This window comes from Pseudomonas sp. A-B-19, assembly GCF_019947515.1.
Taxonomy (GTDB): Bacteria; Pseudomonadota; Gammaproteobacteria; order Pseudomonadales; family Pseudomonadaceae; genus Aquipseudomonas.
Genome location: NZ_JAGYGN010000034.1, coordinates 42,387 through 64,677, shown reverse-complemented (window position 1 = coordinate 64,677; position 22,291 = coordinate 42,387). Strand labels below are relative to the sequence as shown.

Annotated in this window: 28 protein-coding genes; 20 read left to right on the top strand and 8 right to left on the bottom strand. The window is 59.0% G+C overall.

The features are described from left to right. Positions 1–85: 85 nt before the first annotated feature. The 3 genes from KGA81_RS26700 (at position 86) to KGA81_RS26690 (ending at position 1,479) form a co-directional block, all read left to right on the top strand. A complete protein-coding gene (locus tag KGA81_RS26700; RefSeq protein WP_223550062.1) occupies positions 86–703 on the top strand; it encodes a TPM domain-containing protein in 618 nt (205 codons plus the stop codon). Positions 704–833: 130 nt separating this feature from the next. Continuing rightward, complete coding sequence (locus tag KGA81_RS26695; protein ID WP_223550060.1) at positions 834–1,136, top strand: helix-turn-helix transcriptional regulator; 303 nt, start codon at positions 834–836, stop codon at positions 1,134–1,136. Next, positions 1,123–1,479: a putative holin gene (locus KGA81_RS26690; RefSeq protein WP_223550058.1), complete on the top strand. Its 357-nt coding sequence runs from the start codon at positions 1,123–1,125 to the stop codon at positions 1,477–1,479. The genes KGA81_RS26695 and KGA81_RS26690 overlap by 14 nt, the downstream gene beginning before the upstream one ends. An 81-nt stretch (positions 1,480–1,560) precedes the next feature. Here the strand turns inward: KGA81_RS26690 and KGA81_RS26685 are convergent, their stop codons facing one another. Beyond that, positions 1,561–1,986, bottom strand: coding sequence for a helix-turn-helix domain-containing protein (locus tag KGA81_RS26685; RefSeq protein ID WP_223550056.1), 426 nt, complete (start codon positions 1,984–1,986; stop codon positions 1,561–1,563). 298 nt (positions 1,987–2,284) lie between these two features. On the opposite strand from KGA81_RS26685, the gene KGA81_RS26680 reads away from it, so the two are divergent. The 3 genes from KGA81_RS26680 to KGA81_RS26670 all read left to right on the top strand — a co-directional run bounded on the left by KGA81_RS26680 (position 2,285) and on the right by KGA81_RS26670 (position 4,275). Beyond that, positions 2,285–2,563 (top strand): ogr/Delta-like zinc finger family protein, encoded by a 279-nt coding sequence (locus KGA81_RS26680; protein WP_223550054.1) that lies wholly within the window; start codon positions 2,285–2,287, stop codon positions 2,561–2,563. 2 nt (positions 2,564–2,565) lie between these two features. Beyond that, a complete protein-coding gene (locus tag KGA81_RS26675; protein WP_223550052.1) occupies positions 2,566–2,928 on the top strand; it encodes a hypothetical protein in 363 nt (120 codons plus the stop codon). A 132-nt stretch (positions 2,929–3,060) separates the two neighbouring features. Beyond that, complete coding sequence (locus KGA81_RS26670; RefSeq protein WP_223550050.1) at positions 3,061–4,275, top strand: class I SAM-dependent methyltransferase; 1,215 nt, start codon at positions 3,061–3,063, stop codon at positions 4,273–4,275. A gap of 80 nt (positions 4,276–4,355) precedes the next feature. On the opposite strand, the gene KGA81_RS26665 is transcribed toward KGA81_RS26670, so the two are convergent. Beyond that, complete coding sequence (locus KGA81_RS26665; RefSeq protein WP_223550048.1) at positions 4,356–5,246, bottom strand: DMT family transporter; 891 nt, start codon at positions 5,244–5,246, stop codon at positions 4,356–4,358. Positions 5,247–5,587: 341 nt separating this feature from the next. Here KGA81_RS26665 and KGA81_RS26660 point away from each other — a divergent pair, with 341 nt between their 5' ends. The 3 genes from KGA81_RS26660 (at position 5,588) to KGA81_RS26650 (ending at position 7,008) form a co-directional block, all read left to right on the top strand. Next, positions 5,588–6,169: a DJ-1/PfpI family protein gene (locus KGA81_RS26660; RefSeq protein ID WP_008051822.1), complete on the top strand. Its 582-nt coding sequence runs from the start codon at positions 5,588–5,590 to the stop codon at positions 6,167–6,169. Between the two features lie 14 nt (positions 6,170–6,183). Beyond that, positions 6,184–6,489, top strand: a complete 306-nt coding sequence (locus tag KGA81_RS26655) for a ribbon-helix-helix domain-containing protein (protein ID WP_223550046.1) — start codon at positions 6,184–6,186, stop codon at positions 6,487–6,489. A 174-nt stretch (positions 6,490–6,663) separates the two neighbouring features. After that, the gene (locus tag KGA81_RS26650) at positions 6,664–7,008 is read left to right on the top strand and encodes a YegP family protein (protein ID WP_223550044.1); all 345 of its coding nucleotides are present in this window, start codon (positions 6,664–6,666) and stop codon (positions 7,006–7,008) included. A gap of 92 nt (positions 7,009–7,100) precedes the next feature. Here the strand turns inward: KGA81_RS26650 and KGA81_RS26645 are convergent, their stop codons facing one another. After that, the gene (locus KGA81_RS26645) at positions 7,101–8,120 is read right to left on the bottom strand and encodes a DUF4917 family protein (RefSeq protein WP_223550042.1); all 1,020 of its coding nucleotides are present in this window, start codon (positions 8,118–8,120) and stop codon (positions 7,101–7,103) included. Positions 8,121–8,252: 132 nt separating this feature from the next. Here KGA81_RS26645 and KGA81_RS26640 point away from each other — a divergent pair, with 132 nt between their 5' ends. From KGA81_RS26640 to KGA81_RS26625, 4 genes are all read left to right on the top strand, one after another. After that, entirely contained in the window at positions 8,253–9,161 is a 909-nt protein-coding gene (locus tag KGA81_RS26640) for a LysR family transcriptional regulator (RefSeq protein WP_223550040.1), read from the top strand. Between the two features lie 237 nt (positions 9,162–9,398). Continuing rightward, positions 9,399–10,592, top strand: coding sequence for a CaiB/BaiF CoA transferase family protein (locus KGA81_RS26635; RefSeq protein WP_223550037.1), 1,194 nt, complete (start codon positions 9,399–9,401; stop codon positions 10,590–10,592). Next, a complete protein-coding gene (locus tag KGA81_RS26630) occupies positions 10,589–11,515 on the top strand; it encodes a hydroxymethylglutaryl-CoA lyase (protein WP_223550035.1) in 927 nt (308 codons plus the stop codon). Before KGA81_RS26635 ends, KGA81_RS26630 begins: the two co-directional genes overlap by 4 nt. Before the next feature lie 170 nt (positions 11,516–11,685). Then, positions 11,686–13,017, top strand: a complete 1,332-nt coding sequence (locus KGA81_RS26625; RefSeq protein WP_223550033.1) for an MFS transporter — start codon at positions 11,686–11,688, stop codon at positions 13,015–13,017. A 78-nt stretch (positions 13,018–13,095) separates the two neighbouring features. Here the strand turns inward: KGA81_RS26625 and KGA81_RS26620 are convergent, their stop codons facing one another. After that, positions 13,096–13,584 carry a DMT family transporter gene (locus tag KGA81_RS26620; protein ID WP_223550031.1) on the bottom strand — a complete coding sequence of 163 codons (489 nt, stop codon included), beginning with the start codon at positions 13,582–13,584 and terminating at the stop codon, positions 13,096–13,098. 77 nt (positions 13,585–13,661) lie between these two features. On the opposite strand from KGA81_RS26620, the gene KGA81_RS26615 reads away from it, so the two are divergent. Then, positions 13,662–14,570, top strand: coding sequence for a LysR substrate-binding domain-containing protein (locus tag KGA81_RS26615; protein ID WP_223550029.1), 909 nt, complete (start codon positions 13,662–13,664; stop codon positions 14,568–14,570). Between the two features lie 20 nt (positions 14,571–14,590). On the opposite strand, the gene KGA81_RS26610 is transcribed toward KGA81_RS26615, so the two are convergent. Both KGA81_RS26610 and KGA81_RS26605 read right to left on the bottom strand, forming a co-directional pair. Next, entirely contained in the window at positions 14,591–14,875 is a 285-nt protein-coding gene (locus tag KGA81_RS26610; RefSeq protein WP_223550027.1) for a type II toxin-antitoxin system RelE/ParE family toxin, read from the bottom strand. Next, the gene (locus tag KGA81_RS26605) at positions 14,865–15,104 is read right to left on the bottom strand and encodes a CopG family ribbon-helix-helix protein (protein ID WP_218430355.1); all 240 of its coding nucleotides are present in this window, start codon (positions 15,102–15,104) and stop codon (positions 14,865–14,867) included. Before KGA81_RS26605 ends, KGA81_RS26610 begins: the two co-directional genes overlap by 11 nt. Positions 15,105–15,257: 153 nt before the next feature. Here KGA81_RS26605 and KGA81_RS26600 point away from each other — a divergent pair, with 153 nt between their 5' ends. From KGA81_RS26600 to tam, 6 genes are all read left to right on the top strand, one after another. Then, positions 15,258–15,896 (top strand): LysE family translocator, encoded by a 639-nt coding sequence (locus KGA81_RS26600; RefSeq protein WP_223550025.1) that lies wholly within the window; start codon positions 15,258–15,260, stop codon positions 15,894–15,896. A gap of 79 nt (positions 15,897–15,975) precedes the next feature. Beyond that, positions 15,976–17,322, top strand: a complete 1,347-nt coding sequence (locus KGA81_RS26595; protein ID WP_223550023.1) for a bifunctional diguanylate cyclase/phosphodiesterase — start codon at positions 15,976–15,978, stop codon at positions 17,320–17,322. A gap of 117 nt (positions 17,323–17,439) precedes the next feature. After that, the gene (locus tag KGA81_RS26590) at positions 17,440–17,598 is read left to right on the top strand and encodes a general stress protein (RefSeq protein WP_223550021.1); all 159 of its coding nucleotides are present in this window, start codon (positions 17,440–17,442) and stop codon (positions 17,596–17,598) included. A gap of 72 nt (positions 17,599–17,670) precedes the next feature. After that, positions 17,671–18,174, top strand: a complete 504-nt coding sequence (locus tag KGA81_RS26585; RefSeq protein ID WP_223550019.1) for a DUF4142 domain-containing protein — start codon at positions 17,671–17,673, stop codon at positions 18,172–18,174. Between the two features lie 434 nt (positions 18,175–18,608). Continuing rightward, entirely contained in the window at positions 18,609–19,694 is a 1,086-nt protein-coding gene (locus KGA81_RS26580) for a type I restriction endonuclease (protein ID WP_223550017.1), read from the top strand. A gap of 262 nt (positions 19,695–19,956) precedes the next feature. Then, positions 19,957–20,727: a trans-aconitate 2-methyltransferase gene (gene tam, locus KGA81_RS26575; protein ID WP_223550014.1), complete on the top strand. Its 771-nt coding sequence runs from the start codon at positions 19,957–19,959 to the stop codon at positions 20,725–20,727. Between the two features lie 36 nt (positions 20,728–20,763). Here tam and KGA81_RS26570 read toward each other — a convergent pair whose 3' ends face one another. Continuing rightward, positions 20,764–21,492 carry a class I SAM-dependent methyltransferase gene (locus KGA81_RS26570; protein ID WP_223550012.1) on the bottom strand — a complete coding sequence of 243 codons (729 nt, stop codon included), beginning with the start codon at positions 21,490–21,492 and terminating at the stop codon, positions 20,764–20,766. Positions 21,493–21,572: 80 nt separating this feature from the next. Beyond that, entirely contained in the window at positions 21,573–21,842 is a 270-nt protein-coding gene (locus KGA81_RS26565) for a short-chain dehydrogenase (RefSeq protein ID WP_223550010.1), read from the bottom strand. Positions 21,843–22,291: the final 449 nt, after the last annotated feature.

Below are 22,291 nucleotides of genomic sequence, written 5' to 3'. Positions count from 1 at the left end.
GGCTTCAGCGGCGGCGGGGGCAGTTTCGGCGGGGGCGGTTCGTCCGGCGGCTGGTGATAATAAAAACGAGCAGGCACTTCACGACATGGCATTACTGACTGAACACGAACAACGCAAGGTGGCCGAGGCCATTGCCCGGGTCGAGCGCGACACCGATGCAGAACTGGTGACCGTGCTCGCGGCCCGCGCCGACGACTATGTGTACATTCCATTGCTGTGGGCCAGCCTGCTGGCACTGCTGGTGCCGGGCATCGTGCATTACTTCACCGGTTGGCTGACCCTGCACAGCCTGCTGCTGGTGCAATGGGCGCTCTTCATTGTGCTGTGCCTGGTGTTCCGCCTGCCGAGCGTCACCACCCATCTGATCCCGCGTTCGGTGCGCCACTGGCGCGCCTCGAACCTGGCGCGCCGGCAGTTCCTGGAGCAGAACCTGCACCACACCGAGGGCGGCACTGGCGTGCTGATTTTCGTCTCCGAGGCCGAGCGTTACGTGGAGATTCTGGTGGATGAAGGGATTTCCAGTCGCCTGGACAACAAGAACTGGGACGCGATCGTCGCCACGTTCACCCGGCAGGTGAAGCAGGGACAGACGCTGCAAGGGTTTGTCAGCTGCATCGAAGCCTGTGGCGAGCTGCTCAAGGTGCATGTGCCAGCGACCCATGTGCGCAATGAGTTGCCGAACCGGTTGGTGGTGCTCGGCTAAGTCTTGCCATGGCGTTGTGTAGCGCCCATCGCTACAACTCCCGTCGATTGTCCGGGTTCGGCCTGGTCGTCAGTATTTCTCTCTAACAGTGGACGCCCAGCGACGGGTGTTCCCGCGAAGAGGGATTCTTATGTCAACCCAACAATTGAATGACTCTTTGGCACCGGTAGCGCCCGGCGCAGAGGCAAGTACACCAACGGCGAAGCTGACGGCGAAAGAAACACAAATCCTGATGTGGTGTTTCAAGGGCAAGACTTCCTGGGAAATCGCCAGGATCGAGAATTGCACGGAATCTACCGTCAATTTTCACTTCGCCAATATTCGCCGAAAATTCGACGTCAGCTCTCGCAGTTCTGCCTTGTTCAAGGCGATCGAGTCGGGAGCGATCATCGTGGATTCGGTCGTTGCGCGAGGTGCGCATGAGCCTGACTGATTCAACCTACAACGGTATCAGTGGGCTCATGTTGGGAATGGGGATTGCATCGCTGCCAGTGATTGATGGCGAGGTGCTGTTCGGTGCAATGCTCGGCGCGTGGCTGGTCACAACCACTCGCACTGACTTCAAGGCCTGGCAGCGCATCGGTTCCTGGTTGCTCTCTGCAGGTGTCGGATACCTTTTCACGCCTGTCGCACATCCGCTGGTGCCTTTTCTGACTGCGGGCGTGACAGCCTTTCTTTGCGCGCTGGTTGTTATTCCTATCAGCATCAAGCTCATGCAATGGATCGATAGCGTCGGTATCGGCGAAATCATTCAACACCTGCGAGGGCGACGATAAGGGGCCGTGAATGGATTGCTCTGGTGTGGGTGGCGGGCGCGGCCTGTCTTGAAGCAATGAAACTTCGGATTACATAGGTCATCAAGTTTCATTCGAAGGTTTAAGTGTTGCCAGAATGGAGGCCATTTCGGAAAGCCTGAGTTCCATATCACGCAGTCGCTGCTTTTCCTCGAGTGCGTTTTGTATGGCGCAGCGATCATTTTCGTCGAGCAACCGCCAGAGCGTGAGAATGGTGTTTTCCCGTGTTGTGCTTTCCTGATTGGCTTCCGAAGAATTAGTAACTGTCTGTCTCAAAATCGGACCTTCGCCCAGCAGCAGCCAGTCAAGGGATATTCCCCGGCTTTGAGCGATTTCTACGCATAATGAGTATGGCGTGCTATCGCGCCCTTTCCAGCTACTAAGGGTTTGCGGGCTGATCTGTAGCGCGGAAGATAAGGAAGCATCGGTTTTTGTGCCGGTGACTTGCTTTAATCGAGCCAGAACAGCTTGTGATTTTTTGCTACGCAATTTGAGCCTCTTCCTTTTGACTTATGCTTTTTGAGTGCTTAATTTATGCGTAATGAATACTTTTTTCATGTGAGTAATCAACCTTCAAAGATGAGTCAGAAGAATACGATGTTGAAATTTCCTAATAGTATCAGGGTGATTTCCTACGAGCATGGCTCGAACCCATATACGTCCGCCCGATGCACTTCCTTATGTCTGGTAGACACGGTTCGCAAGTCCGGAGTGCCACGATGAACGTTTCAAGCAGTATTGCGTTTGATCAGGTTGATTGCCACCCAATGACTGTCGGGAACCAAGCATGAGTACTTATAAAATGGTGTGCCCGCACTGCTTGAACAGGATGCGCATCCGCACCAGCGAGGGCCGACATATTTTCCTGCGGGTGGCATATCTGCAATGTACGTCGGAAGCTTGCGGTTGGTCCGTGCGCGCCGAATTTGAAATGACCCATGAGCTTTCGCCCAGTGGCATGCCCAACCCGGCCGTACGTTTGCCTTGCGCCGGACCCGATTTGCGCCGTGCCGCCCGGCCCGTGGCAGTCAGCCCCGCCATGACAGACGTGCCGCAGGAGACGTGAGCATGAAGGTCATCAATGAATATGCGGATCTGGATGGGGAGCTGTTGGCTATAGCCCAGGCGTTTCTGGGGCGCCATGAAAGTGAAGGGGGGAGCGATGATCAAGTCCTGTTTTGTCGCGCGGTGAAGCATCTGCAGAATATGGATGTACCGATGTACCTGGCGGAAAGGCTGGTCAGCCGTGCCTACGGTGTACTCAAGTCATGCAACGACCGACGGCGCCTGGATATCGAGGCAAGTTCCGAAACGATCGCCGTGGTGACTGACCCTGCCAATGGCCTGACTTGGGCGGTGCCAGTGGGGCTGATCGTCAAGCACATCATCAACTCGCCGAACAACCGCAGGCTTCGCCTGGTGGAACCCTGAGTTTTCAGCGGTTGTTTTGAGGTCCTGGGCAGCATGACCGGGACCTGCCGCAAAATAACCCCGTGCCCAAAGTCCTCGTCCCCCTTAAAATACCGGCATTCTCCGATTTGCATCGCCTGAGGCCGTTTTTCCATGTCCGTCACCACCACTCCCGCCAGCCTCGCGCCGGATCATCACGCCCAGTTCATCGACCTGGTGCAAACCAGCCTCGAGCAAAATGCGTTCATCAAACTGGTGCTGGCCAAGTACGTGGGCGATGAAACGGACCTGCAGCGAATCATCATCAAACCGGTGACGGTCAAGGCGCTGCCTTGCCTGTCCTTCGTCTACCGCTACAAAACCCGCGACATCACCAAGAACCTGCCGCTGGCCGAAGGCGTGGCGAGCATTGCCGAGCTGCTGCCCGCGTCGTTCAAAAATGCGCATTTGTTGGCGTTGACCGACGAAGCCCAGCTCGAATACAGCAAAAAGGGCAAGTCATCGCTGTTCAAGAGCAAACCTCAACAATTGCGCGAAGTGCCATCGACCGAGCACAACCGTGAAAAAACCCGTTTTCTGGACCTGAGCCGGCCATTTCTCGCCGACCTTGGCGTGACCAACAAGCAGCATGAACTGATCCCGGCGATGTCGCGCAAGTGGAAGCAGATCAACAAGTTCATCGAAGTGTTCAGCCATGCGCTGACCTCGTCACCCCTGGCGCTGGACAAACCGGTGCGCGTGGCGGACTTCGGATCGGGCAAGGGTTACCTGACTTTCGCCATCCACGACTATCTGTGCAACACCTTGAAGGCCCAAGGCGAAGTGACCGGCGTCGAGCTGCGTGAAGACATGGTCACCCTGTGCAACAACGCTGCTGCCAGGCTTGAACACCAAGGCCTGGTGTTCAAGTGCGGTGACGTGCGCAGCGTGGCGCCGAGCGAACTGGACGTAATGATCGCCCTGCATGCGTGCGATATCGCCACCGACTATGCGATCCACACCGGCATTCGCTCCGGTGCAGCGATCATCATGTGCTCGCCGTGCTGTCACAAACAGATCCGCCTGCAAATCCAGAGCCCGGCGCTGCTCAAGCCGATGCTGCAATACGGCTTGCACCTGGGCCAGCAGGCGGAAATGGTCACCGACAGTTTGCGCGCGTTGTTCCTTGAAGCCTGCGGTTACGAGACCAAGGTGTTTGAGTTCATCTCACTGGACCACACCAACAAGAACAAGATGATCCTGGCGGTCAAACGCGCCGAGCCGGTGGACCCGGGCCAGTTGCTGGCAAAGATTCAGGAACTGAAGGACTTCTATCACATCAGCGAACATTGCCTGGAAACGTTGCTGCGCGCCGACGGTTACCTCTAACCCCCGCACAATCCTGGAGCTGGCTTGCCGGCGATAGCGATCTCGAGGACGCCTTCGCCGGCAAGCCGGCTCCTACAGGGTTATGCAGTGGCAACCCGTGCCGGGCGCACCGTGGTCTTGCGCCCCAGCATCACCGTCACGATCACCCCGCCAGCAAACAGCCAGGTAATCGGCTCCACATGTTCACCGAAGAACAGCGCCGAGAAGGCGATGGTGAAGAAAATCTGCAGCAACTGGATCTGACTGACCCGGGCAATGCCGCCCATGGCCAGCCCGGCGTACCAGGCAAAGAAGCCGATGAACTGCGAAAACAGCGAGACATAACCGAAGGCCCACCAGGTCTTGGCGGAAATCTCACCTTGATGTTGCAGCGCCAGATACACCACCGGCCCGATCAGCAGGGGCGTCGATAGCACCAGTGCCCAGCAGATCACCTGCCATCCACCCATCTCCCTGGCCAGTCGGCCTCCCTCGGCGTAGCCCAGTCCGCCCACTGCAATGGCACCCAGCATCAACAAATCACCGACCTGAATGCTGCCGGCACCGCTGATCAGTGCATAACCGAGCACCAGCGCGCTGCCCAATGCGGCGCAGGCCCAGAAGGCTTTCGACGGCCGCTCATGGGACAACCACGCGGCATACAGCGCCACGCACAGCGGCTGCAAACCGTTGACCAGCGCACCGTGAGATGCCGGCAAGGTTTGCATGGCCCAGGCCGACAATACCGGGAAACCGAGGATCACCCCGGCCATCACCAGCGTCAGGCCTTTGACCTGCTTCCAGGTCGGCCATTTTTCCCGGTGCCACAGCAACAGCAACGCCGCCGGAACCGCTGCAAACAGTGCCCGGCCCAGGCCATTGAGCAACGGGTGCAGCTCTTGCACGACGATCCGCGTGAAGGGCAGGGTGAGGCTGAAGATCACTACGCCGAGCAGGCCCAGGGCCATGCCGGTGTTTTCGCGCGAGGACATGATGGCAACCAGAATCGTGGGTGATGGGGGATGTCGTTATCTAGCCATAAACCCGGGGCTTTGGCGCTTACAGCTGGCTACAGAAATATCCGTACAGTTTCCGCGGCCCCTGTGGCGAGGGAGCTTGCTCCCGCTCGGCTGCGAAGCAGTCGCAAAACCTGTCGGCTCGGTGTAACTCAAAGACCGTCGGGGGCCGCTTCGCTGCCCAGCGGGAGCAAGCTCCCTCGCCACAAAAGCCAGGGCCGATCCGTATCGTTCGTAGTAGCCGGTTGTTACCCGCCCAGCCGGATAAGGACTACCTTGAATACTCCTGCACGCCCACTTCCAGAGGAGTTCTCCCCATGGCTGCGAAAAAAATCCTGATGCTGGTTGGTGATTACGTCGAAGACTACGAGGTGATGGTGCCGTTCCAGGCGCTGCTGATGGTCGGCCACACGGTGCACGCCGTTTGCCCGGACAAGGCTGCCGGCCAGACTGTGCGCACGGCGATCCATGACTTTGAAGGCGACCAGACCTACAGTGAAAAACCCGGTCACCTGTTTGCCCTGAACTTTGATTTCGCCAAGGTCAACGCCGCCGATTATGACGCCGTGCTGATTCCGGGCGGCCGCGCGCCGGAGTATCTGCGCCTGAACGAAAAAGTCCTGGAACTGGTGCGCGCATTCGACAAGGCTGGCAAGCCGATCGCCGCCGTTTGCCATGGCGCGCAGTTGCTGGCGGCCGCGGGTGTTCTCGAAGGTCGCGAATGCAGCGCTTATCCGGCCTGCGCCCCGGAAGTGCGCCTGGCGGGCGGTACGTATATCGATATTCCGGTGACGGACGGCCATGTTCAGGGCAATCTGGCCACGGCTCCGGCCTGGCCAGCACACCCGAACTGGCTGGCCGGTTTCCTGGGGTTGCTGGGCACCAAAATCACGCTGTAACGAGGGACATGTCCATGTGCGAGCTGTACGTCAAAGCCGACCCGATACTCTACGAATCGCGCTCCCGCTCGCTACGCATCTGCGGGGTGGTCACCACCTTGCGCCTGGAGAATCAGTTCTGGGACATCCTCAGCGAAATCGCCGAGGTCGACGGCATGACCACCAACCAGTTGATCGCCAAGCTGTATGAAGAGGTGATGGATTATCGCGGCGAGGTGGTCAATTTCGCTTCGTTCCTGCGGGTCAGTTGTACGCGGTATTTGAGCCAGCGGCGGGCGTCGGCGCCAGAGTTGTCGGTGGTGCGGGCAGCAGTGAAATAGGTTGGTTTTGCGCTGCATGGGCGGGCCCCATCGCGGGCAAGCCCGCTCCCACAGGTTCAATGTGACCCCTGTGGGAGCGGGCTTGCCCGCAATGGGGCCGGTACAGGCGACAGAAACACCAGGCTGGTCTTTACTGTGAAGCGCGCAACCTCTCAATCGCCCAGGAGAAAGAGCATGTCCGGATGGTATGAAGTGAGCAAAAGCAGCAATGGCCAGTTCAGGTTTGTGCTGAAAGCGGCGAACGCCGAGACCATTCTGACCAGCGAGCTGTACACCACCCACGCCGCCGCCGAAAAAGGTATCGCCTCGGTCCAGGCCAACAGCCCGCTGGATGAGCGTTACGAGAAGAAAACCACCAGGGATGGTCATCCGTATTTCAACCTCAAGGCGGGCAACCACGAGATCATCGGCAGCAGCGAGGCCTATACCTCTGTTGCAGCCATGGAGAAAGGTATCGCCAGCGTGAAGGTCAACGGCCCGAGCAAAGTGGTCAAGGACAAGACGTTGCCGGTGCTTTGAGTACAGCTTTCAAATCCAGCACAAATCCCACAGGGGTAATGCATACCCATGTGGGAGCGAGCCTGCTCGCGATAGCGGTAGCCGCGTCGCCGCTAAACCTCGACCGGAACCGCCAGCTTCGGGCCACCCAGCGCATGGCTCTTGGAATCAAAAAACCGCAACTCCACAGCCGTCCCCTCAAACACCTTCGCGTAATGCCGCTTCTGGTGCTGGATGAATGCCTTGCTGCGCGGGTAAATCGAGATTGCTACCACCTGCGGTTTTGCCAGGCGCAGGGCGTGGATGATGTGGCTGTCCTGCTCTCCCAACGCATGGCCGAAGATGCACAGCGCCTGGCCGTGACCGAGTAGTTGCTCGTAGCAGAACGACAGATAGTCCGAACTGCGGATGGTCTTGAGCTTGTCCGCGCTCGGCCCTTCGTTGACGAACAGCGGCACGTCGTCGAGGGTCTTGATCGTGTTGTTGATGGCGAAATTGCCCAGCAACGTGCCCTCGGTCGACATCAGCTTGCGCGCCGTGCCGTCCTGGTTTCGCACCAGGTGCAGGCCGCCGTGCAGGTACAGCAAACGGGTTTTCTCGGTGGCGGTGTCGCTCAGGTCGAAACCAGGTTCGGCGCCCTGGAACAGGTCGGTAATCGCCTCGGGCTGCTGTTGCACCGCCCAGTAGTTGAGCAGGTCGTAATTGGTGGTGAACACCGTGCGATAGCTGGCCAGCTCCTGATTGATCGTCGCCAACGTCGAAGGCACCACCAGCCGCCACGGGATATGCACCGCATGCACGGTGTTGATCAGCGCTTCCTTGATCGCGTAATAGCGATTGCGTGGGGCGGCGGAGCTGACAGCCAGGGCCTTGTTGACCCGGCTGGTGGTTTTCAGGGCGCTCAGTACCTGCTCGAAACTGCGGGTCTGCAGCGCGTCGAACACGCTCAGCTCGGATTGACTCAGGGGTTTTTCTTCAACGGTGCGGGCGTTTTCGAACAGCGACTCGTAGCCGAAATCGTCCCACACCGCGCGACTGGCGCCGTTGCCCACCAGCAAACCACTGAACGAAGCGGTGTTGCGCAAGGCGTTCCAGTCTTCAAGTTGGGCATCGACATCCTGGAAATCGGTCATTGCGGTCTTCGTCTCACGGCAAAAGGTCTATGGGCGGCGACTTTATCACGAGCGGGTGCCCGGACCACGGTACGACTGGGGCGAAGAACGCTATGCTGCGACTTTGCCCGAGCCGACTTCGCCGAGTACCCGATGCTGCAAAAAAGCCTGATCCGCCGTCTCGACCTGATCACTCTGCAACTGTTCGTCGCTGTCCATGAAGAAGGCACGCTGACCCGTGCCGCGTCGCGCGAAGCGATTGCCGTCTCGGCGGCGAGCAAACGCTTGATGGAGCTGGAGGAGGCGCTGGGCATCAGCCTGTTCGTGCGCCAGGCCAAGGGCATGTCCCTGACTCCGGCCGGTGAAACCCTGCTGCATCATGCCCGGCAGATGTTGTTCAACGTCGAGAAAATGGGGCTTGAACTGGGCGAACACAGCCACGGTGTGCGCGGCTACGTGCGGATGCTCGCCAACCTGTCGGCGATCATTCAGTTTTTGCCCGAGGACCTGCGGGATTTTTCCGAGCGTCACCCACAGGTCAAGACCGACCTCGAAGAACGGCCCAGCGCCGGGGTGATTCAGGGCGTGCTCGACGGGGTGGCCGACCTGGGGATCTGTTCCATCGACAGCGACATCAAGGGCCTGCACAGCGTGTTGTATCGCCAGGACAAACTGGTGGTGTTGATGCCGCCGCACCATCCATTGGCGAACCGCTCGAGCGTGGCGTTCGCCGATACGCTGGACAGCGATTACGTTGGCTTGCATGCCGCCAGTTCGATCAACATGCGCACCCACGCCGCAGCCCGTGAGGCCGGCAAGGTGTTGCAGGTGCGCATTCATGTGCCAGGGTTCGATGCCATGTGTCGCATGATCCAGGCCAACATGGGGATCGGCATTCTTCCGCAGCGGGCCTATGAATTGTTTGGCCGGGCGCTGGGATTGCACGCGGTGCCGTTGACGGACGAATGGTCGGATCGGGCGTTGATTCTGGTGGTGCGCGACGAGGCGTTGCTGTCGCCGGTGAGCCGGATGTTGTTTGAGCATTTGCGGGGTTCAGCCTGATAGTTCTCGGCTGAATGGGCCGGCCTCTTCGCTGGCAAGCCAGCTCCTACAGTTGATTCGTGGCGATCACACATCCCCTGTAGGAGCGGGCTTGCCCGCGAAGGCGGCCTTGAGGCTGCGACAATCCCCCAAGAGCGTTCGCATTTCGCGAACGATCGTTGCCAACTGAAGGTTGGATTCCCGCCCCCCCTGTCCTCTAGCCTTGGCGCATATTCCAAGAACAAGAGGTACCCCGCGATGACTGCCCCCTTGAGTGCGATCAAAGTGATCGAGATCGGCACGCTGATCGCCGCGCCGTTTGCGGCGCGCATGCTGGCCGAGTTCGGCGCCGAGGTGATCAAGATCGAAGCCATGGGCCAGGGCGATCCCCTGCGCAAATGGCGCAAGCTGCACGAAGGCACCTCGCTGTGGTGGTACCTGCAATCGCGCAACAAGAAGTCCCTGGCGCTGAACCTCAAATCCCCCGAAGGCATCGAACTGGTCAAGCAACTGGCGACCGGCGCCGATGTGCTGATCGAAAACCTGCGCCCCGGCGCCCTGGAGAAACTCGGCCTGGGTTGGGAGGTATTGCATGCACTGAACCCCAACCTGACGCTGGTGCGGATTTCCGGTTACGGCCAGACTGGCCCGTACCGCGATCGTCCGGGTTTCGGTGCCATTGGCGAAGCCATGGGCGGGATTCGCTACACCACCGGCACCCCCGGTTCGCCGCCGGCGCGGGTCGGCGTGAGCCTTGGCGACTCCCTGGCATCGCTGCATGCGGTGATCGGTGCGCTGATGTCGCTGCTGCGGGTCAAGACCGGGCAGGGCGGCGGGCAAATCGTTGATGTGTCCCTGGCCGAAAGCGTGTTCAACGTGATGGAAAGCCTGGTGCCGGAATACGACATGCTGGGCCATGTGCGTGAACGCAGCGGCGGCGCCTTGCCTGGCATCGCGCCATCCAACACCTATCAGACTGCCGATGGTGCCTACGTGGTGATCGCCGGCAACAGCGATCCGATCTACAAGCGCCTGATGCAAACCATCGGCCGCCCCGATCTGGCCGAAGCCCCGGAGTTCGCCCACAACGACGGGCGTGCAGCCAAGAGCAATGTGCTTGACGCCGCCATCACCCACTGGACCAGCAGCCTGCCCATCGACGAAGTCCTGGCCGCGCTGGAGGCCGCCGAAGTCCCGGCCGGACGCATCTACTCGGTGGCCGACATCGTCGCCGATCCGCACTATCAGGCACGGGACATGCTGCTCAATGCCGAACTTCCCGGTGGTGCCACGGTGAAGATGCCGGGCATCGTGCCGAAACTCTCCGAAACCCCCGGCGGCGTGAACTGGTCCGGCCCTGGTTTGGGTCAGCACACCGACGGCATCCTCGCGCAACTGGGCCTGACCGTTGCCGACATAGAGCGCCTGAAAGTCGAAGGAGTGGTGCAATGATCTCCGGCTATTCCGATAGCCTGATCGTGCAGGAAGTCTCCCCGCGCGATGGCTTGCAGATCGAGCCGACCTGGGTTGAAACCCACGACAAGATCGCCTTGATCGATCAATTGTCGCAGGCCGGATTCAGCCGTATCGAAGCCGGTTCGTTCGTGTCGCCCAAGGCCATTCCAGCGCTGCGCGATGGCGAGTTGGTGTTCAAGGGCATCACCCGGCAACCGGGGGTGATCTATGTCGCGCTGATCCCCAATCTCAAAGGCGCGCAACGGGCGCTGGCGTGCAGTGCCGATGAGCTGAACCTGGTGATGTCCGCCAGCCAGACTCACAACCTGGCGAACATGCGCATGCGTTGCGAGGATTCGTTGGCCGCATTCGGCGAGATTGTGCAGTTCGTTGGCGACAGCCCCGTGCGACTCAACGGCAGCATCGCTACCACCTTCGGCTGTCCGTTCGAGGGCAAGATCGATGAGGACCGCGTACTGCAAATCGTCGAGGCCTATCAGGAACTCGGCATCCAGGGCATCACCCTGGCCGATACCACGGGTATGGCCAACCCGCGCCAGGTCGACCGGCTGGTGCGCCGGGTGCTGCAACGGGTGTCCCCGGCGGACCTGACCCTGCATTTTCACAACACCCGCGGCCTTGGCCTGTGCAACGTAATGGCCGCTTATGAGGCCGGTGCCCGTCGCTTCGACGCAGCCCTCGGCGGCCTCGGTGGCTGCCCGTTCGCGCCGGGGGCATCGGGAAACATCTGCACCGAGGATCTGGTGAACCTGTGCGATGAAGTCGGCATTCATACCGGCATCGATTTGCCGCTGCTGCTGAAACTGTCCCGGGGATTACCGGCGCTGCTCGGCCACGAAGTGCCGGGCCAACTGGCCAAGGTCGGGCGCAATTGTGACTTGCACCCGATTCCCACCTGACACACCGAATCACTTGTAGGAGCTGGCTTGCCAGCGAAGAGGCCAGCCCATTCAGCATCGAAGCGTTTGACAGACCGCTTCGCCGGCAAGCCGGCTCCTACAAAAAAACACCATAAACCAGACAACAAAAACAATCGGACACCCCCGGGAAGTCCGCCTGGAGAACCACAATGAGCCTCAATGCACTGGAGGCGGGCACGAGCCCGGCCGTTAGCCACGACACCGAAAAAGCCCTGGTCAGCAAAGTCGCCTGGCGCCTGATGCCGCTGATCATGGTCTGCTACCTGTTCGCTTTTTTCGACCGCATCAACATCAGCTTCGCCAAGTTTCAGTTGCAGGCTGACCTGAGCCTGAGCGACACCGCCTACGGCCTGGGTGCCGGGTTATTCGTGGTCGGTTACGTGATTTTCGAAGTGCCGAGCAACATGATGTTGTACAAGGTCGGTGCCCGGCGCTGGATCGCCCGAATCATGATGTCCTGGGGCCTGGCCACGGCGGCCATGGTGTTCGTCAACAGCGAATGGCAGTTCTACGTGCTGCGCTTCGTGATCGGTGCGATGGAGGCGGGTTTTGCCCCGGGCGTGCTGTATTACCTGACCCTGTGGTTCCCGCAGCACTATCGCGGGCGCATCACCTCGATGCTGTTCCTGTCGTCGGCATTTGCCGGCCTGGTGGGCGCGCCGTTCTCCGGGCTGGTGCTGCAACACCTCGACGGCTTCCTGCAAATGCGTGGCTGGCACTGGCTGTTCCTGCTAGGCGGCGTGCCGTGCATCGGCCTCGGCCTGCTGGTGCTGACCCTGCTCAAGGACCGTATCGAAGACGCCCATTGGCTGACGTCTTCGGAGAAGACCCTGCTGGCCAGCCGTATCGCCCGGCATGAGCCGCACAAGAGCGGTGGTTCGCTGCTCGCCGCGCTGCGGATTCCGGGCTTCCTGACCTTGGGCCTGATCTATTTCCTGATCCAGGTGGCGTCCTACGGCTTGAACTTCTGGGCGCCGCAACTGATCCGCAGCGCCGGCACCGAAAGTCCGGTGATGATCGGCTTGCTGACGGCCATACCGTACATCTGCGGTGCAATCAGCATGGTGGTGATCGGACGCCTGTCCGATGCGAGCGGCGAGCGGCGCAAGTTTGTCGCCGGTCTGGTGGCGGTCGGCGCGATCGGTTTCTTCTGTGCAGGGATTTTCGCCAACCACACGACCTTCCTGATAGTCGCGTTGGGCCTGCTCGGTGCCGGGATCATCGCCTCCATTCCGAGCTTCTGGACCCTGCCGCCGAAACTGCTGGCCGGTGCCGGCGCAGGCGCTGCCGGCGGGATTGCGGTGATCAACACCCTGGGCCAGTTCGGCGGCATCGTCAGCCCGGTAATGGTCGGCCGGATCAAGGACCTGACCGGCAGCACCACGCCGGCGCTGTATGTCATCGGGGTTTGTGCGCTGATTGCGGTGGCGCTGTTGCTGTGGGGGTTGCCGCAGAAGTTGCGGACCCTCGACAAGTTTTAAAAGATCGCAGCCTTCGGCAGCTCCTACTCGGACCACGCATCCCCGAAGGAGCTGCCGGAGGCTGCGATCTTTTGATCTTCAAGAAGTCGCTGTCATCGCTTTTTCCGCAGCGTCACTAAACTGAATCAACACCACCCCGGCCATCAACAGCACCACCCCAATCAACTTGGGCAAGGTAACCTGCCGCTCCATCAATCCAAACCAGCCAAAGTGATCCAGCAACAACGACGCCACCACTTGTCCCGCTAGCGCCAATGCCATGAACCCTGCGGCACCCAGCTTGGGCAGCAGCACCAATGCCAACGAAATAAAGCACACCCCAAACGCGCCACCGGCCCACATCCAGAGCGGCGCCTTGCTGATGAACGTAAGTGACGGCAACGGCAAGCGCATCGCAACGATGATCGGCAACAACACCACAACGCTTACCAGCAACGAGGCGAGCGTCGCCCACAACGGATGGCCCAGCCCGCGCCCGAGATTGACATTGATGGCGCTCTGAAACGGCACAACCGCCCCGGCGATCATCGCCAGCCCTATCAGACCGGCCCAATGCAACGTACTCATGTTCATGCTCCAACAGGTTTTGCTGGACTCTAGAGTATTCGTCGCGCAGATTTAAATTCCGATTTGTTATCCAGAACATGCATCAGATGAATGATCTGCGCCGTATCGACCTCAACTTGCTGGTGATCCTCGACGCCCTGCTCGCCGAGCAACACGTGACCCGGGCGGCCGAGCGTCTGCACCTCAGCCAGCCAGCGGTCAGCCATGCGCTGGCGCGATTGCGCGACCTGCTTGGCGACCCACTGCTGGTGCGCGCCGGGGCCGGCCTTGTGCCGACTCCGCGAGCGCTGGAGCTGGTGGCACCGCTGGCCGAAGCCCTCGCCCAGGTGCAGGCACTGCTGGCGCCCAATGCCTTCGATCCCGCGACCACCCGGCGCACCTTCCGCCTGGCGATGTCCGACTACGGCGCCGCCATTGTCCTGCCGGGGCTGATCCGAGCGTTGCGCCGCGAAGCGCCGGGCATCGACCTGCAAATCAGCCACGGCAGCCGCGAAAGCATGCTTGAAGGGGTGCTCAACGGTGACATTGATGTCGCCGCCGGTGTGTTCCCGGAAATGCCCAACGAGTTGCGCAGCACGCCGCTGTTCGAAGAGCACTACGCCTGCCTGGTCGACTGCAAAAGCCTGCCCGCCGATGGTGTGCTCGACCTGCCCACTTATCTGGCACGGCCCCATGTGCTGCTGGAGATGCGCGGCAGCGGCACCCCGGAGATCGAGCGCGCCTTGACTGCCTTGCGCGAACGCAGGCGTGTCGCCATCAGCCTGCCGCATTGGAGCGTGGCCCCGCAGCTCATCAGTGGAACGGACCTGATCCTCACTGTCGCATCGCGTGGCTTGCACGGTATCGATGAGCAATCACTGATTGTCGTCCCGCCGCCATTTCAAATCCCGTCGTTTGCGTTTGTACTGGTCTGGCACAAGCGGCGGGGCGGGGATCAGGCGTTGAACTGGTTGAATCGCAGGATTGGGGAGGGGATCGATCGCTAGAGGCTTTTCTAAAATGGCCTTTACCAATTGGAAGGTGGCAGGCGACGCGTATGAAAAATTCGTAGTACCTGAAGCCGACCTTGGCGAACCCGGTAGGGAATCAAATAGGGGCGATCTTGCATGATCCATTCCCGGGTACCGGGTAAGCGTCCTTCACGACCCGTTGCTGGAAATCGGGCAAGGTGATCGACACTGGCGAGAATCGCCTGGACAAAATCTGCAGCAGCTTTTGGGTTCTCGATGGCGATGTATGCGGCTTCATCATCCAGATTCTTTAACGCCGTACGCAACCACTCAACGCGCATTCGTCGTCCACTTGTCAGCCATTGCGTTCACTTCCTCTTGTGTCGCGAAGTCACCTTCATCAGCTTCTTTCAAGGCTTTCTGAATTTCCTCGATTTGCCACGCTTCACGGGCCAGGTATTCACGCAGCGCATCCACGGCCAGAAATGATTTGCTGCGGCCCGTTGCTTTGGAAAGACTCGCGAGGGTATCGGCGATTTCGTCTGGTATGCGCAGGGACATAACTGACATGGTGGTCTCGATGTAGTGGTTTGTAATACAACATACTACACCGTCATCTGTGGGGCGGGGCCAGCCCGTTCGTCTGTCGAGATGTTTCAGTCGACAGGTAATGACCTGATATAGACTGGCCACCATTCACCAAGCCGTTCAAAAGGATTCCCCATGACTCCATCGTTGCTAATGGCCGTGCTTGCCTCGGGTTTTATCTACGGCATCACCCCGGGGCCGGGTGTGCTGGCGGTGTTCGGCATTGGTGCGGCCCATGGGCGACGGGCCGGGGCGGGGTTTCTGTGCGGGCATTTGCTCGGCGATGTGATCTGGTGCAGCACGGCGCTGATCGCGATAGTCGGTGCGCGGGAGATCGGCAGTGCGGCGTTCGATGTGCTCGGTGTGCTCAGCGGCCTGTACCTGTTCTGGCTCGGCTGGCGTGCGGTGCGCGCCCGGCGCAGCAACGGTGATGCGCCGCAGGGTCCGGCGCGGCAACCATTCTGGCACGGCATTGTGTTTGGCCTGACCAATCCGAAGGCCTATCCGGTGGCGGTGGCGACGTTCACGGCACTGTTGTCGAGCCGCGCGGAATTGCTCAGCTGGTCAATGCTGCCGGCGCTGATCGTCCTGAGTTTCGTCGGCGGGTTGCTTGCCTACGCTATTCTCATTGGCATTGTCGGTGCACGGCGAGTACGCACCTTGTACCAGCGTCATGAACTGGCAATCACCCGGTTGTGCGGGGTGATGTTCATCGGTTTCGCCATCAACGCGCTGGTCCATGCGTTGCCGGGGCTGATGCCGAACAAGGCTTGAATGTGATCACAAGGACGCAAGGCCGACAGGGCAGGGATGGTTGATAAGCGCTGCAGTATCGGGACACCCACGCTGAACCATGGAAAATCGAAATTCCGCGCCGCTGGCGAGCTATATCGATCTGTTGCTGGACGCCGTCTGCGCGGTGGATAAACAAGGCCGTTTCGTCTTTGTCAGCGCGGCGTGCGAGCGCATTTTCGGCTACAGCGCCGATGAGATGATCGGAGAGACGATGATCGATATGGTGCACCCGGCCGATCGCCAGCGCACCCTCGACGCCGCCCGGGAAATCATGGGTGGCGAACCCAAACTCAACTTCGAAAACCGCTACCTGCGCAAGGATGGCAGCGTGGTGCACATCCTCTGGTCGGCACGTTGGTCGGAGGATGATCAATTACGCATCGCGGTGGCCCGCGACATCACCGAACGCAAGCAGGCCGAATCCCGGCAGGCAGCGTTATATGCGATTTCCGAAGCGGCCCACGCGGCGGAGGATCTGCTGGCGTTGTTCAAACGCATCCACATGATCATCGGCGAATGGCTGCCGGCACTGAATTTTTCCGTGGCGCTGTACGACGAGCGCTGCGCGCAGTTGAATTTCCCTTATCACGTCGATGACCACGAGCCACAGCCCGAACAGCCCGGAACCATGACCGGGCGCCTGTGCAGCGAAGTGATCCGCACGGGGCAGCCGATCCTGTTGACCCCGGACCAGAACACACCGCCTGACGGCTTCGAAGTGCTGTCGACCGGGCAGAGCACAGCGTGTTGGCTGGGTGTGCCGCTGAACTCGCAAAACGGCACCATCGGCGCATTGATCGTCAAAAGCATTCCGGGCGGCGAGCGCTACACCGAGCAAGACAAGGAACTGCTGCAATACGTCTGCGCCCAGGTCGCAACTGCCATCGAGCGCAAGCAATTGCATGCCCGCCTGCAATACATGGCCCAGTACGACCAACTGACCCAGTTACCCAACCGCGAACTGTTGCGCGAGCGCCTCAAGGCATCACTGCAAGTGGCCCGGGAGGGCCGCGGGCGCATGGCGCTGCTGTACGTCGACCTCGACCGCTTCAAGCAAGTCAACGACACCCATGGCCACGCGGTCGGCGACATGCTGCTGCAAGCGGTGGCTAACCGGCTCAAGGGCTGCGTGCGGGAAACCGACACCGTGGCCCGCATCGGCGGCGATGAATTCGTGGTGTTGTTGCACAGCATCCGCGCTGCGGACGATACCGACATCGTGGTCGAGAAAATCCGTCAGGTCCTGGTCCAGCCTCTGCGCCTGGACGGGCATAGCCTGAACATCCAGCCAAGTATCGGCGTCGCCCGATACCCCGATCACGGTACCGAAGAGAAGCAATTGTTCAGGCATGCCGACGAGGCGATGTACTGCGCCAAACGCGAGAATCACCTGCGACTGGTCTGAAAACCGGGCACCGTTCGTCGTGGTATCCATGCAATTTTCTAAACCTTTTGGGGCGCGCAACTTCAGATTCTATGAGGGATACAGCTCGCCGCGATCATCACCAGGAGGAAGAGAGTCATGCGTGATTCAAGAAACCCGAACTCGGGAAACTTCGCCAACGATCGAACGAAGGCCTCTGAAGCCGGTCGCAAGGGTGGGAGAACCACCACCACGACCGTCGATAAAGACCCTGCGAAACCCGGCATGGGTCGCAAGGGCGGTCAGAAAACCCGCTAAAGGATGCAGGTGGTTTTGATTGAGAAGCGGGGGCGCAAGCTCCCGTTTGACTTTGAAAAGGAGGGCGCGACCATGAACCGGATGGCCACCCGATTATGTAATGTCAGTATTGCCACGTTACTGGGCCTGATTGCGAGCAGCGCCTTTGCCCAGTCGCCCGCCGAATTCATCGACGAGGCCTCGGCAAAAGGTATCGCCGATATTGAAGTGAGTCGCCAGGCGCACCAGAAATCCGAGTCCAAAGAGGTCAAGGACTACACCATCGTCGTCATCAACGACCGCACCACTGCGAACCAGCACCTGGCGAAAATCGCCAAACAACTGGATTTACCTGTCGCCCCGCGCGAAGAGGTTGTCGAAAAAGCCAAAGCCCTGATGCCACAAATCATGGAAGGGGAGACCTACGACGAGGCCTATGCAGCCAGTCAGGTGAAGACCACCCAGGAAGCCATCGATCAGTTGCAGCAGGAAGCACAAACCACCGACCTGCCGGAAATCAAGGCGTTCGCCGAGGAAACCCTGCCGAAATTGCAAAATCATCTGCAAATGGCCAAGGCATTGCAGGCTAAAAGTTGAGCACAAGGATTGAACGCACACGGCGCGGGACTTCGGTTACGCGCCGTTTTTCTTTTCAGCACGGATCCAGAGGCGGATTGGGGTTATGCGTTGGATTCAGGTTATTGAGGTCAAGTACTTCGTTCTCGTCCATGGCACGGTAATGCCTGCGCAGCGTCTCCAGGAACGTCCAAGGCTACCGGCGCAGAGGGTGAGTGTCTGCGCGTTTTTTGCGAGTTTCATGGCCGTGCTCCTTGTAGGGGATGAACCTGAAGTTCAGGCATTGGTGGCGAGATGAGAATTCGGCTGGGGTTGCGACCCAATGAAGCATGGCGGTGGGCAAGATCTTAATTTTTGGTGGGATTCCTCCTTTGTGCCGGTTTGTGTCTAGTATCAATGGCAGTCAATTTGCCAGCATGTATTCACACGGATCGAAACCGGAAAAGAGGCTACTCATGGAATTCTTCGAAAAGTTAGCAAGTCTCGCTGCCAAAGTTCGTTTGCAGAGCGCTGCCATTCAAACGGAAGAAGCGACCAAGAATGCTTTTGTCATGCCCTTTATCAGCACGGTACTGGGCTACGATGTTTTCGATCCGACGGAAGTGACACCTGAATTCGTTTGCGATATTGGAACGAAGAAAGGGGAGAAAATTGACTACGCAATCATGAAGGCAGGAGAGGTACAGATCCTCATCGAGTGCAAGAAAATAGGCGAGCCACTGCACATCAATCATGCCTCCCAACTGTTTCGCTATTTCCATGTCACCAGTGCTCGAATTTCCATTCTCACAAACGGTCAGGTCTATAAGTTTTTCACCGATCTGGATGCGCCGAACAAGATGGACGAGAAGCCATTCCTTGAACTCGACCTGCTGGATATCGACGAATATTCCGTCCCAGAGTTGGTGAAGCTCACCAAATCTGCATTCGATGTGGATTCGATCATCAGCGCCGCTGGTGAGTTGAAGTATGTCAGCCAAATCAAAAAGGTGATTGCTTCTCAGGTCATCAAGCCTGATGACGACTTCGTCAAAGTATTTGCTTCTCGGGTTTACGACGGGGTGATTACTCAGAAGGTCCGCGAGCAGTTTCATGAATTGACGAGAAAGGCTGTAGTGCAGTTTCTCAATGACCAAATCAATGACAGGCTCAAGTCGGCCATGAGTGGCTCCATCCAGCCTGCGCTCGCCTCTGTACCGATCGCTATTGGTGACACTGAGCAATCAGATGTTCGAAACGATTCAGAGGACAAGATACTGACGACATTGGAAGAGCTGGAGGGCTATCACATCGTCCGGGCCGTGGTTCGATCCGTTGTTGATGCCAAGCGGATTGTTCAGCGCGACACACAGAGCTATTTCGGCATCCTGCTCGATGACAACAACCGTAAACCGATCTGCCGACTGCATTTCAACCGATCACAGAAATACATCGGCATATTTGACGAAGATAAGAATGAAACCCGGCATGCAATCAACTCCGTTGATGACATTTACGAATACTCGGATCATTTGAAGAAGACTGTCGGGTACTACGATTAAGATTGCTGTCTAGCGACGAAAAAACTGGTTAATAGAGTCTAGGCCGATCAGTTAAGGTGAAAAATCTGTGGGAGCGAGCTTGCTCGCGATAGCGCCATGTCAGTCGACGACGATGTTGACTGTGCAATCGCCATCGCGAGCAAGCTCGCTCCCACAGAAGTTTTTGCTTCAAAGGTGGAATAGAGCAGAGCCTATTGGCCGATGTATCGTAGCGAACTGGTTGTCTGCCCAGATCACGACAACACACCAACAGGAGAACGCAATGAGTTGGTCCGCCAAACAGTACGTCGCTTTTGAAGATGAACGCACCCGTCCCGCCCGTGACCTGCTGGCGGCCATCCCCGCCGGGGATGTGCGTTCGGCCATCGATATCGGTTGTGGGCCCGGTAACTCCACCGAGTTGCTGGTGGAGCGTTTTGCCAACGCCACGGTCCGAGGCCTGGACAGTTCGATCGACATGATCGAGGCCGCGCGCAAGCGTCTGCCGCAGGTGCAGTTTGATGTCGCGAACATCGACACCTGGAACGATAGCGGCCCGTTCGATGTGATTTTCGCCAACGCGGTATTGCAGTGGGTGCCTGATCACGCCACGTTGTTGCCTTCATTGGTGAGCAAACTCTCGCCGGGTGGCAGCCTGGCTGTCCAGATGCCTGACAACCTGAATGAACACTCGCACCGCTTGATGCGTGAAGTCGCCGCTGATGGCCCTTGGGTCGGCAAACTGGCAGGCGCCGCCGGGCAGCGGACTGAAATGGCCGATGCCAGCGGTTACTACTCGATACTCAAAGCCTGTTGCACCCGCGTCGATGTGTGGCGCACCACCTACCACCATCCTTTGGCGGGCGGCGCGTCTGGCGTGGTGGAGTGGTTCAAGGGCAGCGCACTGCGGCCGTTTCTCGATCCGCTGGACGAGGCGGAACGGGTGCAGTATCTGAAGCAGTATCAGGTCGCTATCGAGCGGGCGTATCCGGTATTGGCCGATGGTTCGGTACTGCTGCCGTTTCCGCGACTGTTTATCGTCGCGACCCGCTGATGGGAAAAAGGGACAGACTTATCTGTCCCTTTTTTATCAACGCTGAACGCTGACCAACATCATCATTGGCCGTTCCCGCTCTTCGGCAAGGGCCGGTTGCGCTGTGACCTCGGCATCGCTCGGCCCCCATTCGTTGACATGGCGGATGTTGAAACCCGCCGCTATCAGCGAGTTGAACAACGTCCCGATGGTTCGATGCTGCTTGATAACGCCGTCCGCCAGCCAGTTGGTCACGCGCTCCCCCTCCAGTTGGTAACCGTCCACGGGCCAACTCTTGCGGCCCTCGGCATCGATGATCCAGCCAGGATTGCGCGGAGCCATGAAGATCGGATGCTCGATGGAAAACACGAAATGCGATCCGGGTTTGAGGGCTGCGTAGAGATGCGTGAACAGTCCAGGCAAGTCCTTGATGTAATGCAGCGCCAGGGAGCTGTAGGCCAGATCGAACGTGGCGGCGGGCAGATCGAGCTGTTCCAGATCGGCGCGCTCATAACGGATGTTTGATGCGGATGTGGTCTTGCGCGCTTGCTCCAGCATCTTTTCCGATACGTCCAGACCGAGCACGCTGTCAGCACCTTGCTCACTGGCCCAGCGACAAAACCAACCGTAGCCGCAACCGAGATCCACCACCTTCAAGCCCTGCATGGGCGGCAGCATGGCTTTCAGTGCAGGCCATTCCGGCGCGGCATCGAGACCGCCGATGGAGCGGGCCATCTGGCTGTAGCCTTGGAAGAATTCAGGGTCGTCGTAGATGTTTTGAGTCATGTAAAAGTCCATTTCCCGGAGAGAAAAAGCCCGACCATAGTACCGGACCAAGCCAGCACTGGAAGACCGGGCATGGGGCGTCAGGACGGCGCTGCATCCATGCGTCGAGCGATAACGTCCAGCACATCGCAACCGTCGCGCAGCGGCACGCAGCAGAGCAATGCGAAGTCGCTCAGCACCACGGTGTCAGAGGTCAGGTCGCCGCGCATTGCGAGATTTTCAAGAAGCTGCGTCACGGCGCGAATTCTGTATCTGGCGGTGCTGAGCAGGGAGTGCAGGGGTTGGGTGGTGTTGACGTAGAGGGAGGGGAGGTCGTCGGCGTTGCTGGTTAAAGCCATGTATTCATTCATGAGTGATCACCATGTTGGAGGAGGACGCACCACTCAATTGTCGCCAAACAATAGGGTGGTAGCTGTACGCGGGTTGGCGAACCGGGCCATGGTAAAACCGGCAGACCCTGAGGTCTCCCACGCACAGCTACCAAAAAACAGGTAGCCAACTGCGTTCAAAAGCACTCCGAGAAACTCTCGGAGGCTCCTGTACCACGGCATCGAGTCGCCAAACCCGATACGCCATTTGGGCGCGGTCGGACTATAGGTCTCATGACAAAGGCACAGCAATGCGCAAGTGTACGGACATTTCCCAGTGTCGTGTAGGACGTTGCTTTTTCTGATGTTGATCTCCGTTGGGCCTTTAAAGATGGGTCTTTGCACTGACTTTGACGGGCCCTTCATCAAATCCCGCCCACAAAAAAAACCGGCCACTTGGGACCGGTTTGTTCATTTCAGAAAAAGACGTT